The organism is Guptibacillus sedimenti, from assembly GCF_028610665.1.
In the GTDB taxonomy this organism is placed as follows: Bacteria; Bacillota; Bacilli; order Bacillales; family Guptibacillaceae; genus Guptibacillus; species Guptibacillus sedimenti.
On the sequence record NZ_JAQQWV010000001.1, the window covers coordinates 86,629 to 99,903 of the forward strand.

Consider the following 13,275-nt stretch of genomic DNA (forward strand, 5'->3'; position numbering starts at 1 on the left):
GAAAGCGGTTACACTTTCCGAGGTAAAATGGCCATGATGCCTTTGTAGATCAAGACAAGAGCAAATAGCAGCGCTGCTAGAAAGCCAACAACTTCGAAGACCGGATTAAGACTCTCGAGGAATGAATCTGCTTCAGACAAACGAAGTAATGCAAACCCAGCAATCATAGCGGCTACGAAAAGCAATGTTCGATCCAACATATCAGCACTCCCTTTGAAAGAAATATTTTTATTGCCCTACAAATATATGCGGTTGAAGACGAGCGAAGAACTAATTTTTTGAAGGGGGGTCTGGCTCCTCTCTGACCCCCTATACATACATTTGGCCTCCTATAAAAGACAAAGCCAAAAAGAAAAAGTTTCGGTTTATTGACGGAATCAATGGATGGGAAACGTCTATATAAGTGAAAGCTCTAGTGAGGTGAAACAACTTGACGGAATCAATTGTAGAATGGCAGACAGAAGAAGGGTTTCGGGAGGTGGTAAGCCGCTATGCGAATGCGCTCTATGCGGTTTCTTATAGTGTTCTGGGGGACTACCATCTGGCCCAGGATGTTGCGCAAGAAGCCTTTATAAAAGCCTACTTGAAGCGCCGTTCGCTGGATAATCCAGAGAAAATAGGTAGTTGGTTAACGAGTATTGCTCGAAATCTAAGTCTGGATTTAAAAAGACAACGAAAGCGGATAGTACAGGTGATGGAACAGTCCTTTCAAGAAAAGGCACTTGTTCATTTCCTTGAAGCGAAAGAAACAGAAACAAGCGATCTTGTTTGGCTAGTGCTTTATGAGCTAAAGGAAGATGTTCGAACTGCTGTTGTGCTGCATTACATGGGCGGGTACTCGATGTCAGAGATTGCTTCCATGTTAGCTTGCTCCACCTCTGCAATTGAGAGTCGAATCCGAAGAGCTAGAGCAAAGATGAAAAAGGAGATGAATGAGATGGTAGAAAAGAATTTAAGTAAGCAGAACGTTGGGGATGAATTTGAACGGAAAGTATTTAAAGAATTGCGTCTTCGCAGTGCCTTATTCGATCAAGTGGAGTTAACGAACGCCAAATTCATGAATTCAAACTTAGCTCAATCGAACTTTTCGGATGCATATATGGTTGAAGCAACATTTAAGAACATAAATATGAGTGGAATTTCATTTCGAGATATTGATCTTAGTGACTTAAAAGTTGAGGATGCACAAATGGGTGGCGCGGTTTTTCGAAATATCGGCTTACCGCCTGAGGATCATCTTGCAGCGGGAAGAAGAGAAGAGCACATGCCGATTCTTTTTGAAAAATGTGACCTTCATGGGAGCACTTTTACAGGTTGTAATTTAAAAGGTGTGAAGGTGGAGAAGTCAAAAATGGAAGGCATGATGATTGATGGGATTTCGGTGGAGGAATTGTTGAAAGTTTATAAGGAGAAAAAGAGTGAGTGAGCTTAGGGTTTCCATTGAGTCCTATCGTGGTCGTTCCTTTGAAGTTGGTGAAGGCGTGGGTGCTCATGAACAAATGAAAGACGTACAGCAGCGGTGTGAGCATTTTGTCCAGCCAATTAATATCGAGGAAGCCCGCACTGTTTATCAACACTTTGCTCCACATCTACTAGATGAAATGGAAGGAATGAGTGAGACCTTATCAATATCACTAAATGATGCGCTAACTCTTTTTAGTGGATATGATTTACCTAAGCTCGAAGGATTAGGGTGTACGGCACTCATGACCGATCAAGGGTATGTGAGGAATTATGATTTTGGTCCTGATTACTATGATGGAAGGTTGATTTTAAGGCAGCCATCCGAATGCTATGCTACGTGCGGTCATAGTTTGTTAGGTATTGGACTCCATGATGGGATGAATGAACACGGACTTACGGTAGGACTTCATTTTGTATCTACTCGCTTACATCAAAAAGGATTAATGGCTGGCATTATCGTAAGAATGGTATTAGATACATGCCGAACGGTTGAAGAAGCCATCATCTTATTAAAAGATTTGCCTCATGCTGATGAGTATAATTACTCATTAACGGATGCTTCGGGTAAATCTTCGGTTGTTGAAATCGGACCTTCTGGTAGCGAGGTGAGATGTAAAGCAACGCTTTATTGCACAAATCATTTTCAAAAGTCTAACTCACCTCAGGCAACAGAAAGCTCGATTCAACGATTAACCTATCTAGAAAATCATCCTATTGTTAAGGTGGAGAAATGGTTTGATGAATTTAGAAATCCATTTTCCCCATTATTTTTTAGGGATTATGACAATCTATTTGGAACGCTTCATACTGTCATGATGAACCCGAAAGAACGTTTATTTAAAACAGTGATAGCGGGAGGGGAAGAAGTTATTACGATTCATTTTCAAGATTGGGTTAATGGTGGCACAGTGAATAATAGGAATATAAGTGTAACACTTTAAAGCGGTAGGGGTAAAAAGCGGTAGGGGTCAGGCTCGTGCCTGACCCCTATGCTACTTCCACCACTGCAAAAAAAGCCGCTGATTCAACACCGAATCAGCGGCTTTTGCTTATTGTTTATTCCTTACTTCCACTCTGTTACTTTATCTGTATCCGTCACAAACATGAAGATCTTACCTTTGTCCATTTCTTCTTCATAGCGCTCAGATTCTTCTTTCGAAAATCCGATTTCCTGCATTTTGCTTCGCAGTTCGTCGCCTTTTTTACTAAATACGTTCTTCAGGCTGCTAAGCCCCATTTCTTTTTTACCGATCGTGTTTGCATCAACGCCGTCTGCAACGCGCTCTGTGCGGTCGTCGTCATGGGAAAGCACGTAGATGTCATCTTTTGAGACGCCGATATTGCTTAGCTCCTCGATATCATTCTTTAGTTTCTCATCGTTTTGATATTCACGTACTACTGGTCTACTCACAATATTGCCTCCTTCAAAGATTAAAATCCTGTTTTTTTGATCACACGAGTACTATTCACGCTATTAGAGAGTTCTAAACGAGAAATTTGCACATCAATGTGCTGCTTTTTTAAGACATAGTAAGGCATAATAAGTTCAAATGGTGAAGTGATAGGGTATAGATAGAATAGAAAAAGATTATTGGAGGCGATCAAAGTGAGTTCAGAACAATTAGGCGTGAAAGAAGGGAAACTTGCTCCCTGTCCAGATAAACCAAACTGTGTATCGAGTCAAAGTACTGACGAGAAGCATGGGATGAAGCCAATTCCGTATAACGGGACGGCAGAAGAAGTATTAACTAAGTTAAAAACAATCCTAACCAATCGAAAGCGCACCGAAATTGTAGAAGCTGATACCCACTACATACGAGCGGAGGAGAAGTCAAAACTGTTTAAATTCGTTGATGATATCGAATTTTACATTGATACAGCAAGCGAAAATATTCATTTTCGTTCAGCTTCTCGGACCGGATACTCAGATATGGGTGTTAATAAAAAGCGGATGAATGAAATAAGAGAAGCGTTTCAAAACGCATAAAAATAGCAGGTGCCAAGTCAGGCACCTGTTGTTTTGTAATTAAAAATCATTCGCTTCATCATTTTCTTCTTCAAGCGTATCTTCATTCTCGTCTTCTCGTTCTGTTTCCTTACGTTCTGAAGATAAAAACCAGCCGCCAAGGGCAATGGCAACTAGGACACCCCAGAACGTGATTTTCCACGCAGTTTCTTTCGGGAAATCTTCTGCGAGGATGCCGAGGTTTGGATGCGCAAGCGTATAGACAGCGAGCTTTACCCCAACCCAGCCGACAATTGCAAACGCAGCGGTTTCTAACCCAGGCTTACGATGCAAAAGCCTCACAAAATAATTTGCAGCGAATCGCATAATAATCAGCCCAACAATTCCTCCTGTTAAGATCACAAGGAATTGACCACCATCCATGCCACCAATTCGCGGTAAATTTGTATTTGGAAGCGTTAATGCTAAGGCGACGGCCGCCAAAATGGAATCAACTGCAAAAGCAATATCGGCAAGCTCTACTTTTAGAACGGTTGTCCAAAAGCCAGCCCCTTGCTGAGAATTCTTTTCCTTTTTGCTTTCTTTTCGATCGTTTAAGAAAAACTTTTTAACAAGGTGATTTAAACTAAGAAACAGCAAGTAAATGGCGCCAATGGCCTGTACCTGCCAAATATCGACGAGAAAAGAAATGATGAAGAGAGAGCCAAAGCGAAAGACAAATGCTCCGCCAAGCCCATAAAACAAGGCTTTTTTGCGCTTTTTTGGATCAAGGTGCTTCACCATAATGGCCATGACGAGGGCATTGTCTGCTGCTAGCACCCCTTCAAGACCGATTAAAACGAGTAGCACCCAGGCATATTCCAGTAAAAGACCAATATCCATGGTTATCTCTCCTTTACCTTCTCATTAGTATTCCCAGATGGACAGGACCATACTAGAGAATACCTGCTTATAAAGGCAGATCTATCCTGAGCTGGATTCAGTTCTGATAAAGATGAACGTTAATCGTTTTGAAATCGAAGAAAAATGGTATAAGGTAAGGAGTGGAGGTGGAAGTATGCGTTTAGAAAATAAGAAAGTCATTAGTCTTGTTCATCATGAATTTGAAGATCTCGAACTAACCTATCCTTATTATCGTCTTATTGAAGAAGGAGCAACGGTTCATTACGTTGGTGAGAAAGCAGGAGAGAAGTATGTTGGGAAATACGGCGTACCGGTCGTTTCTGACTATGCTTATGAAGACATTAACCCTGCAGACTACGACGCGATTCTTGTTCCAGGTGGCTGGGCACCAGATAAAATCCGCCGTTTCCCTGAAGTATTAAAAATGGTACAGCATATGGAAGAAAATAAGAAACCAATCGGCCAGATTTGCCATGCCGGATGGGTCTTGATTTCTGCTAAGGTGTTAGAAGGAAAGAAAGTAACGAGTACGCCAGGCATCCGTGATGACATGGAAAATGCCGGCGCTACGTGGATTGATGAGCCTGTTGTTGTTGATGGTCATCTTGTATCTGCGCGTCGCCCGCCGGATCTTCCACAGTACGGAAAAGCCTTTGCTGACCTTTTAGCGAAATAATAGTGAAAAAGCGCGCGTCTCAATTGAGGCGCGCGCTTTTAATATTATTCTGTCACTTGATCTAACTTTCCAGTTGCAGGGTCAATCACAAGTCCGTGAACAGGAAGGTCTTTTGGAAGTAGTGGATGATTCTCAAGGATCGACACACTGTTTCGAACGCCGTCTTGAACGGTTGTAAACCCTTCAAGCCATGAGTCAAGATCGATGCCAGCATGCTCCATGGTAGAAACGACTTCTTTCGTTACGCTCTCTTCGATTTTATGTCGCAACGCATCAGGCTTCACTTTCCCCATTCCACAATCATGGTGGCCGATTACCCATACTTCTTCAGCTTGAAGCTCATAAACGGCAACGAGAATACTACGCACAACGCTATCGAACGGATGAGTCACGATTGCCCCTGCGTTTTTAACCATTTTCACGTCGCCATTTTTTAAATTCATCGCGCGTGGAAGAAGTTCAACAAGACGCGTGTCCATACAAGAAAGGATGACAACTTTTTTATCTGGCAGACCAGTGGTTTCGTATGGGACATATTCCTTGTTTTTCACAAATTCCTCATTAAATTTCAGAGCTTCTTGAAGAGTATCCATTGTTTAATCTCCCTCTCATTTCATTTTTTATTTCGTTTGTAGTTTGGTACACTAGGGATAAAAGATCCTTCACTAAAAGGAGTTTACCGATATGAAAGATATCCCGATTAATCAGCTGATTCAGCAAATGAATACACGTATGAAACAGCTTACTTATAACGTTGAAGAAAATGATGCGGACGTGAACGGCATTCGTGAAGAGCTCATTGCGATTAAAACATACTGCGACATGCTACTGCAGGCATCGGGAAGCAGTCGTCCAAAGACGCCTTCTGCACCTGCCCCTAAGCCACTCCAACAAGTCGCACCCGTTCAACAATCTCTTGCATCAAAACCGATGAAAGACGATGATGCCAACGAAGATTCAATCTTTGACTTTTAACGAAAGGCCGCCCATGAGCGGCTTTTTGTGTGCCGTTTTAGACGCCGAACGCTTTCGGATAGACAACTTCTCCGCTCACGTCTTTTAGAGCACCCATCTTAAGTTCTTTCACCATAAACGCATCTCCTGCATCAAATGGGCCAGAAAGCTTCTGCTCACAAGCAGGAACGAAACCGAATCTTGGGTAGTATTCTTTATGACCAAGCACGACGACGTGGCGGTATCCGAGTGAAGTCGCTCTCATCATGCCATCTTGGATGAGCATGCTTCCGATTCCTTCCAGCTGTAACTCAGGTACGACTGCGACAGGAGCAAGCGCAAGGGACGTGATGTTTTCTTTTTCTGTTGAAATGGTGATTTCACTAAAAAGAATGTAGCCGATTGGATCACGTCGATTATGTAGCGCCACAAGAGAAAGCTCCGGGACAAAGTAGGCAGAATCCCGAATCTCTTTAACGAGCGTTACCTCATCTTCTCCACCAAACGCTTTTTGTAAAATGGTTGAGATTTCCTCATGATCCTGTAACTTCTCTTCACGAACTTCAATCATGTTTCCATCTCCTTTTCTCTATCTATTTTTTCAAAAATGAAAATAAAAAGCAACAATATAGCCGTCCTCCCACTATTTCCCGGGTAACTCATTTTTACTTAGGGAAAGGGAGCGCACGAAAAAAGCCCTCGAGCGAATCGAGGGCTTTCAACGACTTATTGGAAAAATGGATACTGACGACGTTCTTGTTGAACGGAAATCCATTTCACAGTTGTAAATTTATCAAGAGCCCATTCGCCGCCGAAACGGCCAAGGCCTGATTCTTTTTCGCCACCGAAGGCCATGTGTGCTTCATCGTTTACCGGCTGGTCATTAATGTGTACCATGCCTGTTTCGATTTGATGCGCAACCTGAACACCGCGGTTTAAGTCAAGTGAATGAACAGAGCCACTAAGGCCATATGGAGAACCATTTGCAATTTCAATCGCTTCGTCTACCGTGCTAAATTTAATGATGGGCGCAACGGCACCGAATATTTCATCTTTCGCAATTGACATGTCATTCGTTACGTTCGTTAAAATAACCGGATGCATCACATTACCTTCGACTTCGCCACCAAGAATTTTCTCAGCGCCTTGCTCAAGTGACGCGTTAAGCGATTCTTGAATACGCTCAACAGCGTCTTTGTTGATCAGTGGACCAACGGCTGTTTTCGCGTCAGACGGATCTCCAACTTGAAGGGAAGCGACTTTTTCTTTAAATGCTTCCACGAATTTGTCGTGAATGCTTTCATGCACAATAATGCGGTTGATTGCCATACATATTTGACCTTGATGCAAGAATTTACCGAATGCTGCTGATTCAGCTGCCTGATCGATATCTGCATCATCAAGCACGATAAATACGTTGTTACCGCCAAGCTCTAGCGCGGTTTCCTTAATGTTCTTACCTGCAAGCTCACCGATATGTTGACCAACTTCCGTGGAACCTGTGAAGGAAATCAACTTTGGAATTGGGTGAGTGACGAACGCATCACCGATTTCAGAACCGCGTCCTGCTACGACATTAAGCACGCCTTTTGGAAGTCCTGCTTCTTCAAAGAGTTCAGCGATGAGGAACCCTGCTGTTACAGGCGTTTCAGATGCTGGTTTTAGAACAACCGTGTTACCAGTTGCGATCGCAGGTGCAACCGAACGCATAGAAAGGTGAAGCGGGAAGTTCCATGGTCCGATGACACCGATTACGCCTTTCGCGCTTTTATAAATGCGGTTTTCTTTCCCAGGCGTATCAGAAGGGGCGATTTGTCCTTTCATGCGATAAGGGAACGATGCCGACTCTTTCACAACGCGAGTGGCTGCTGCCCATTCGACGTTCGCTTTGATCTTCGTACTGCCTGATTCTTTCACAAGCCAGTCAACGATTTCTTCTTTACGTTCTGTCATAAGCGCTGCTACTTTATCAAGAATTTGCTGACGCTTGCCTGGCGTTGTGTGTGCCCAGGATTTCTGTGCTTCTTTTGCCGTTTTGTAAGCTTTATCTAAATCTTCTTCAGATGCTGAGTTTAATGTAAAAATTTCATCGCCGGAAAATGGATTATAATTTGTTACAGTTTTGTCACTAGAACCCGTAACCCATTCACCGTTAATATATTGCTTCGTATATGTGTTAGCCATGAGTCATCCTCCTTTAGTGTACGTTAAAGAAGGTTCCCGAATGCTTAAAGGATTAAACATACTAGCGCACATGAATGTTTTTCCAACATAAAAAAGGCAGGGAGGGACAAATTGATAGTAATCCCTAAAGAAAGGAGGGAGACAGAATGCCGGAACCATACCCGTTTTTTAATCAAGGGGAAGAGATGAAAAATGCACATACGTATAACGTTTATGTGAATGACGATTATGTGGGCAATAAAATTTTGTTCTCTCAGTGTGAAAAGATTGAAGATCTGAGCGACTATTTAAATAGTAAAGGTTTCTACAATTTCCAGGCTGAAGCTGAAGGCGATCATTATCACTTGCAAATGACCGAACAAGATCAAGGGGAGGTTGTGAAGGACGAGCTTCACAGCTACCTCCGCCTAAATTAGCGATGAATTCGCTCCCAAATACGGAGCTTCTGTTCAACCTGTTTCGCCGCTTCTTGAGCTTCTTCTACCGTTACTTCTTGAAAACGAATTTTCCCACCAGGAGGAAGCTGGGCAATGAGTGACAAATCAGGACCAATCACTGTTCCGATCCGCGTGTATCCACCTGTCGTTTGCCGATCTGCAAGCAGGACAATCGGCTGACCGTTCCCAGGGAGTTGGATGCCGCCAAGCGGAACTGCATCTGAAACAACGTTCGCTTCATGATTCGTTTTAAGCTCAGATTGAAGGCGGTAGCCCATCCGATTGGATTGCGGCGATACTTCATGAGTCATAGCGAAAAAATCCGAAACGACCTTATCAGAGATTTGTTCATGATGAGGTCCTTTCACAACGCGAACTTCAACATCACGATCATAATCAGGAATCTCGGTGAAAAAGAGCCCGGTTCCTGCTTTTTGTTTTCTAGGCTCACCTACGAGTTCATCACCTTTCTGAAGCGGGCGTCCAAGTCCAGCTGGTTCATAAACGGAGCGACTCCCCATATAGCGACATGATTGAAATCCTCCTGAAACGTTGAGATAAGCGCGGACGCCAGTGCGCGGCTTTCCAAACTCAAGCACCTGTCCTTTTTTAATAAGGACGGATTTCCAGAGAGGAATCCGCTTTCCATTGATCATCGGAGATAAATCGCCTCCAGTTACAGCGATCACAAAAGATTCTTGTGCAATTAATTCTGGACCCTGCATCGTCACTTCAAGACCAGCCGCACCTCGTTCGTTGCCAACCAAAAGATTACCAACCTGAAGAGCGAAGCGGTCAAGCGCGCCAGATGCCGGAACCCCGTACTTCAAATATCCGACACGTCCTAAATCTTGATAGGTTGTATACAATCCTGGTTTTTCGACTGAAAATAACTTCACCGGTTTCCGACCCTTTCCATCTCAATATTTTCTTCCTCAAATCGTTTCCGAAGCGCCTTAATAAACGCAAGCGCTGACGACTCGTCTCCGTGCACACAAACCGTATCCGCTTCAATCGAAATAATCGAGCCGTCCATAGCCGTTACGGTTCCTTCTTTCACCATTTGAATTACCTGTTCGATCGCCGCTTGCTCATCTCGAATCATCGCATTTTTTTCAACGCGCGGTGTAAGCGAACCGTCAGGCTGGTACGTCCTGTCGGCAAACACTTCAGAAGCATAAGGAAGTGCAGCGTCCTGCGCAGCGCGAATGAGCTCTGAATTGGCAAGCCCAAATAGAATCAGTTCTGAATTAAAATCCTTCACGGCCTGCGCAATGGCGTTTGCGAGTTCCGGATCTTTAGATGCCATATTGTAAAGCGCCCCGTGCGGTTTGACGTGCTGAAGTGGAACTTCATGCGCGCTGCAGAACCCGTGCAGTGCTCCGATTTGATAAAGAACGAGCGAGTACGTATCCTCTGGGGTAATGTTCATATTGCGGCGTCCAAAACCAACTAAATCAGGAAATCCGGGGTGCGCCCCGATACCAACATGATGCTCTTTCGCCCATTCTACCGTTTTATTCATAATATGCGGGTCACCGGCATGATAGCCACATGCAATATTGGCGGAAGAAACGAGTTCAAGCACCTGTTCATCCTGACCGACCACATAAGTACCAAAGCTTTCCCCAAGGTCGCTGTTTAAATCAATACGAAATGTCATTCGGATTCCTCCCTGCGTTCAAATTCGTACGTCCCAACCTCAACTTCACGTTGAATGCGCTTAAATTCATCTTCGGTAATCGATCTAAACCGTAAATAATCGCCCTGCTCAAACAGAAACGGCTCTTCTTTTTCAGCATCAAAAAGCTTTAGCGGCGTGCGCCCGATAAGATTCCAGCCTCCAGGTGAAGCGAGCGGGTAAATCCCAGTCTGACTTTCAGCAATGCCAACGGATCCAGCTGGAACAGACTTCCTAGGGTTTTCAAGGCGCGGCATCGCGAGACGTTCATCAATTCCGCTTAAGTAAGGAAAGCCTGGTAAAAAGCCGATCATGTTAATGAGGTAGTGTTGCTTTGTATGTAAGTCGATCACTTCTTTGTTGGAAAGGTTTTTGGCAGCTGCGAGATTTTCAAGGTCCGGACCATAGTCGCTCCCGTAAACCGTTGGAATGGTAATCACCGTCTTCGTCTTTTGGTGATGCGCGTCAATTTCGTTCGCGATAGGTTGAAGGACATTAGTGATTTCTTCATACGAAAGCTTCCACGGATCATAGTAAACGGCCACAGAGTCATAGGCAGGTACCCATTCCGTAATGCCAGCATGATGGTGGTGAAGCTTTTGACAAAATGATTGAATTTTATTTGTTAGAGCAGTTGAAATGTCTTCATCAAAACAGCATTTCACAGCTGCTTCACCGAGCGGATAAAAGGTGATCTTCATGACGCTTTCTCCTTTCATGTTGATCGTTATGTGATTAAGAATAAAACTTCGACACGATTCTGCTTTTTCAGCGGTCGTCTGTTACGTTAAGTTTACCGAAATTTCAAAAAGACAACAAATTATCCATGGAAAAAAGCGCTATAGGCCTTATAATGAGGGTACACACTGATCAACAAAGGAGATCGCTATGAAATTACATACTGCACGCTTTGGAGAAATGGACGTCACCGAAGAACGTCTCGTCACGTTTGAAAGTGGCATCCCTGGCCTTGAGCACTTTACAACTTACTGTCTATTACCCGCCGATGACAATGATGAGTCTCCTTTTTACTTTTTACAATCAACAGAAGAAAGCGGCCTTTGCTTTTTTCTCGCAGATCCGTTTTCCTTTTATCCAAATTATGAAGTAAACCTTGACGATAGCACGCTCGCTCAGCTTAATTTAACCGATCCAGCCCATGCACTTGTGCTCTCGATTCTTACTGTTCAGGGTTCATTAAAAGAAGCGACGATGAATTTAAAAGCACCGCTTATATTTAACACAGAAGAACATACTGGAAAACAACTTGTCTTAAAACAGGAGTATGGCATCAAAGAACCTCTCTTAAAGCAAGTGAACACAGAGGAGGCGGAATAAATGCTCGTACTTGGACGTAAAAAAGGCGAATCGATTGTGATTAATGATGAAATAGAACTTAAGATTATTAGCATTGACGGTGACACCGTTAAGCTTGGTGTAGAAGCGCCGAAGAACATTGCCATCCACCGAAAAGAAGTATATGAAGCGATTCAATCGGAGAATAAGCTTGCCGCAATGCAGGAATTTAGCTTGGAGGATTTGAAGGAGTTCAGGAGAAAAACGAGTTCATAGGAGGGGCTTCATGAGTTTCTTTGAAGGTGTTTATCAAGTGAACATTCGTGTGCGGAATATAGAGGACGCAGTGAAATGGTATGAAGAAATGCTCGGTCTTCATGTGACAAAAGACTACGGAGGTACAGTGGTGCTCGGAGTTGGAGAAGGACAGACGGCGATTTGTTTGATTGAGTTGAAGGAAGGGGAAGAGCTTCCTTCAGCTGATGCGACCGGGTCTTACCCAGTGCTTCATTTAACAGAGGAGCATGTAGAAACGTTTAAAAATGAGCTGCAAGAGCGTGGCGTTTCGGTAGATGAAGAAGATGGAATTGCGCATTTTAAGTTTTATGATACGGATGGGAATAGTCTTGAGGCTTATTTGCCTGGGCTTTATGAGAAGGAAGAGTATGCGCATTTAAGGTAAATTCTTATTAGGAGTGGAACCGCTATCTTTTGGATGCGGTTCTTTTTTGAATATTTTTCAGAAAAGTATTAAACATCCTAAAATGCCTGCCGATAATAGGGATGTTAGGAAGTCCAAACGGATGTGGATTTTCTTGATAAACCAATTACATGGAGGTAGATTTAGGGATGATTATTAATCACAACTTAGCAGCAATGAACACGTACAATCAGATGGGTGCTAACGCAGCAAATTCATCAAAAAACATGGAAAAGCTTTCTTCGGGGCTTCGTATCAACAACGCAGCTGATGATGCAGCAGGTCTTTCAATTTCTGAAAAAATGCGTGCTCAAATTCGTGGGCTTGATCAGGCTTCACGTAATGCTCAGGATGGCATCAGTCTTCTTCAAACGGCTGAAGGTGGACTTAACGAGGCTCACTCTATGCTTCAACGTATGCGTGAGCTGACTGTTCAAGCAGCGAACGACACAAACTATACAGAAGACCGCGCAGCTATACAAACTGAATTAGATGAGCTTGTTACAGAAATAGGCAACATTAATACTCGAACTGCATTTAACAAACAAAACTTACTTGATTCTTCAGCTGGTAATGCTGGTAGCATTACACTGCAGGTTGGAGCTAACTCTGGAGAAACTATGGTACTAGACTTCGCAGTCGATGGTATCAACCTAAATGATATTGTAGGAACTGATCTCGCTAGTCTTTCTGTTGCAGATACAGCAACGTCTGCAACTGCTCTTGATGCAATTGAAGGTGCTATTCAGAAAGTTAGTTCAGGACGTTCTCAAATCGGTGCTTATCAAAACCGATTGGAGCATACCACTAACAACCTTGGTACAAGCTCTCAAAACCTAAGTGCTGCTGAATCACGTGTACGCGACGTAGACATGGCTAAAGAAATGATGGAGTTTACTAAGAACAACATCCTTAACCAGGCGTCACAAGCAATGCTCAGTCAAGCCAACCAACAGCCGCAGGCTGTACTACAACTTCTTCGTTAATTTACTCACAAGGTGGTCTTCAATTGAA

The 13,275-nt window shown here is 43.4% G+C and carries 19 protein-coding genes; 10 read left to right on the top strand and 9 right to left on the bottom strand.

Going from position 1 to position 13,275, the window contains the following annotated elements:
- Positions 1 to 8 precede the first annotated feature (8 nt).
- Positions 9 to 200: a hypothetical protein gene (locus PQ578_RS00400; protein WP_098445502.1), complete on the bottom strand. Its 192-nt coding sequence runs from the start codon at positions 198 to 200 to the stop codon at positions 9 to 11.
- A gap of 230 nt (positions 201 to 430) precedes the next feature.
- Between PQ578_RS00400 and PQ578_RS00405 the strand changes: the two genes are divergently transcribed.
- Positions 431 to 1,426: a sigma-70 family RNA polymerase sigma factor gene (locus PQ578_RS00405; protein ID WP_273831701.1), complete on the top strand. Its 996-nt coding sequence runs from the start codon at positions 431 to 433 to the stop codon at positions 1,424 to 1,426.
- The gene (locus PQ578_RS00410; RefSeq protein ID WP_273831702.1) at positions 1,419 to 2,405 is read left to right on the top strand and encodes a C45 family autoproteolytic acyltransferase/hydrolase; all 987 of its coding nucleotides are present in this window, start codon (positions 1,419 to 1,421) and stop codon (positions 2,403 to 2,405) included. The genes PQ578_RS00405 and PQ578_RS00410 overlap by 8 nt, the downstream gene beginning before the upstream one ends.
- 122 nt (positions 2,406 to 2,527) lie before the next feature.
- On the opposite strand, the gene PQ578_RS00415 is transcribed toward PQ578_RS00410, so the two are convergent.
- Positions 2,528 to 2,875, bottom strand: a complete 348-nt coding sequence (locus PQ578_RS00415; RefSeq protein WP_273831703.1) for a YflT domain-containing protein — start codon at positions 2,873 to 2,875, stop codon at positions 2,528 to 2,530.
- Positions 2,876 to 3,070: 195 nt separating this feature from the next.
- Between PQ578_RS00415 and PQ578_RS00420 the strand changes: the two genes are divergently transcribed.
- Positions 3,071 to 3,451 (top strand): DUF1499 domain-containing protein, encoded by a 381-nt coding sequence (locus tag PQ578_RS00420; RefSeq protein WP_273831704.1) that lies wholly within the window; start codon positions 3,071 to 3,073, stop codon positions 3,449 to 3,451.
- Between the two features lie 39 nt (positions 3,452 to 3,490).
- Here PQ578_RS00420 and PQ578_RS00425 read toward each other — a convergent pair whose 3' ends face one another.
- On the bottom strand, positions 3,491 to 4,312 hold the full coding sequence (locus tag PQ578_RS00425) for a TerC family protein (RefSeq protein WP_273831705.1): 822 nt from the start codon (positions 4,310 to 4,312) through the stop codon (positions 3,491 to 3,493).
- Positions 4,313 to 4,487: 175 nt separating this feature from the next.
- Between PQ578_RS00425 and PQ578_RS00430 the strand changes: the two genes are divergently transcribed.
- Positions 4,488 to 5,009, top strand: a complete 522-nt coding sequence (locus PQ578_RS00430) for a type 1 glutamine amidotransferase domain-containing protein (RefSeq protein ID WP_273831706.1) — start codon at positions 4,488 to 4,490, stop codon at positions 5,007 to 5,009.
- Positions 5,010 to 5,053: 44 nt separating this feature from the next.
- Here the strand turns inward: PQ578_RS00430 and PQ578_RS00435 are convergent, their stop codons facing one another.
- Entirely contained in the window at positions 5,054 to 5,602 is a 549-nt protein-coding gene (locus PQ578_RS00435) for a beta-class carbonic anhydrase (protein WP_224881340.1), read from the bottom strand.
- Between the two features lie 91 nt (positions 5,603 to 5,693).
- Here PQ578_RS00435 and PQ578_RS00440 point away from each other — a divergent pair, with 91 nt between their 5' ends.
- Positions 5,694 to 5,984 carry a DUF5327 family protein gene (locus tag PQ578_RS00440; protein WP_273831707.1) on the top strand — a complete coding sequence of 97 codons (291 nt, stop codon included), beginning with the start codon at positions 5,694 to 5,696 and terminating at the stop codon, positions 5,982 to 5,984.
- Positions 5,985 to 6,021: 37 nt separating this feature from the next.
- Here PQ578_RS00440 and PQ578_RS00445 read toward each other — a convergent pair whose 3' ends face one another.
- Together PQ578_RS00445 and PQ578_RS00450 are read right to left on the bottom strand one after the other, a co-directional pair.
- Positions 6,022 to 6,534: a GNAT family N-acetyltransferase gene (locus tag PQ578_RS00445; RefSeq protein WP_273831708.1), complete on the bottom strand. Its 513-nt coding sequence runs from the start codon at positions 6,532 to 6,534 to the stop codon at positions 6,022 to 6,024.
- A gap of 155 nt (positions 6,535 to 6,689) precedes the next feature.
- Positions 6,690 to 8,147 (bottom strand): aldehyde dehydrogenase family protein, encoded by a 1,458-nt coding sequence (locus PQ578_RS00450; RefSeq protein ID WP_273831709.1) that lies wholly within the window; start codon positions 8,145 to 8,147, stop codon positions 6,690 to 6,692.
- A 146-nt stretch (positions 8,148 to 8,293) separates the two neighbouring features.
- On the opposite strand from PQ578_RS00450, the gene PQ578_RS00455 reads away from it, so the two are divergent.
- On the top strand, positions 8,294 to 8,563 hold the full coding sequence (locus PQ578_RS00455) for a hypothetical protein (protein ID WP_273831710.1): 270 nt from the start codon (positions 8,294 to 8,296) through the stop codon (positions 8,561 to 8,563).
- Here the strand turns inward: PQ578_RS00455 and PQ578_RS00460 are convergent.
- From PQ578_RS00460 to pxpB, 3 genes are read right to left on the bottom strand one after another with little or no spacing between them, the layout of a single operon-like run.
- Positions 8,560 to 9,483 carry a 5-oxoprolinase subunit C family protein gene (locus PQ578_RS00460; RefSeq protein ID WP_273831711.1) on the bottom strand — a complete coding sequence of 308 codons (924 nt, stop codon included), beginning with the start codon at positions 9,481 to 9,483 and terminating at the stop codon, positions 8,560 to 8,562. The two genes, PQ578_RS00455 and PQ578_RS00460, sit on opposite strands and share 4 nt — an antisense overlap.
- Positions 9,480 to 10,247, bottom strand: coding sequence for a LamB/YcsF family protein (locus PQ578_RS00465; protein WP_273831712.1), 768 nt, complete (start codon positions 10,245 to 10,247; stop codon positions 9,480 to 9,482). Before PQ578_RS00465 ends, PQ578_RS00460 begins: the two co-directional genes overlap by 4 nt.
- Positions 10,244 to 10,966, bottom strand: coding sequence for a 5-oxoprolinase subunit PxpB (gene pxpB / locus PQ578_RS00470; protein WP_273831713.1), 723 nt, complete (start codon positions 10,964 to 10,966; stop codon positions 10,244 to 10,246). The genes PQ578_RS00465 and pxpB overlap by 4 nt, the downstream gene beginning before the upstream one ends.
- A 187-nt stretch (positions 10,967 to 11,153) precedes the next feature.
- Between pxpB and fliW the strand changes: the two genes are divergently transcribed.
- From fliW to PQ578_RS00490, 4 genes are all read left to right on the top strand, one after another.
- A complete protein-coding gene (gene fliW / locus PQ578_RS00475) occupies positions 11,154 to 11,603 on the top strand; it encodes a flagellar assembly protein FliW (RefSeq protein WP_160918288.1) in 450 nt (149 codons plus the stop codon).
- Positions 11,604 to 11,837: a carbon storage regulator CsrA gene (gene csrA, locus PQ578_RS00480; protein ID WP_226654366.1), complete on the top strand. Its 234-nt coding sequence runs from the start codon at positions 11,604 to 11,606 to the stop codon at positions 11,835 to 11,837.
- Between the two features lie 10 nt (positions 11,838 to 11,847).
- Entirely contained in the window at positions 11,848 to 12,243 is a 396-nt protein-coding gene (locus tag PQ578_RS00485) for a VOC family protein (RefSeq protein WP_273831714.1), read from the top strand.
- A gap of 167 nt (positions 12,244 to 12,410) precedes the next feature.
- Positions 12,411 to 13,247 carry a flagellin N-terminal helical domain-containing protein gene (locus tag PQ578_RS00490; RefSeq protein ID WP_273831715.1) on the top strand — a complete coding sequence of 279 codons (837 nt, stop codon included), beginning with the start codon at positions 12,411 to 12,413 and terminating at the stop codon, positions 13,245 to 13,247.
- Positions 13,248 to 13,275 lie beyond the last annotated feature (28 nt).

Bases quoted from the DNA above. Each gene is read 5' to 3' on its own strand.
- PQ578_RS00400 (WP_098445502.1), bottom strand. From the start codon at position 200: ATGTTGGATCGAACATTGCTTTTCGTAGCCGCTATGATTGCTGGGTTT.
- PQ578_RS00425 (WP_273831705.1), bottom strand. From the start codon at position 4,312: ATGGATATTGGTCTTTTACTGGAATATGCCTGGGTGCTACTCGTTTTA.
- PQ578_RS00430 (WP_273831706.1), top strand. From the start codon at position 4,488: ATGCGTTTAGAAAATAAGAAAGTCATTAGTCTTGTTCATCATGAATTT.
- PQ578_RS00435 (WP_224881340.1), bottom strand. From the start codon at position 5,602: ATGGATACTCTTCAAGAAGCTCTGAAATTTAATGAGGAATTTGTGAAA.
- PQ578_RS00440 (WP_273831707.1), top strand. From the start codon at position 5,694: ATGAAAGATATCCCGATTAATCAGCTGATTCAGCAAATGAATACACGT.
- PQ578_RS00445 (WP_273831708.1), bottom strand. From the start codon at position 6,534: ATGATTGAAGTTCGTGAAGAGAAGTTACAGGATCATGAGGAAATCTCA.
- PQ578_RS00450 (WP_273831709.1), bottom strand. From the start codon at position 8,147: ATGGCTAACACATATACGAAGCAATATATTAACGGTGAATGGGTTACG.
- PQ578_RS00455 (WP_273831710.1), top strand. From the start codon at position 8,294: ATGCCGGAACCATACCCGTTTTTTAATCAAGGGGAAGAGATGAAAAAT.
- PQ578_RS00465 (WP_273831712.1), bottom strand. From the start codon at position 10,247: ATGACATTTCGTATTGATTTAAACAGCGACCTTGGGGAAAGCTTTGGT.
- pxpB (WP_273831713.1), bottom strand. From the start codon at position 10,966: ATGAAGATCACCTTTTATCCGCTCGGTGAAGCAGCTGTGAAATGCTGT.
- fliW (WP_160918288.1), top strand. From the start codon at position 11,154: ATGAAATTACATACTGCACGCTTTGGAGAAATGGACGTCACCGAAGAA.
- csrA (WP_226654366.1), top strand. From the start codon at position 11,604: ATGCTCGTACTTGGACGTAAAAAAGGCGAATCGATTGTGATTAATGAT.
- PQ578_RS00485 (WP_273831714.1), top strand. From the start codon at position 11,848: ATGAGTTTCTTTGAAGGTGTTTATCAAGTGAACATTCGTGTGCGGAAT.
- PQ578_RS00490 (WP_273831715.1), top strand. From the start codon at position 12,411: ATGATTATTAATCACAACTTAGCAGCAATGAACACGTACAATCAGATG.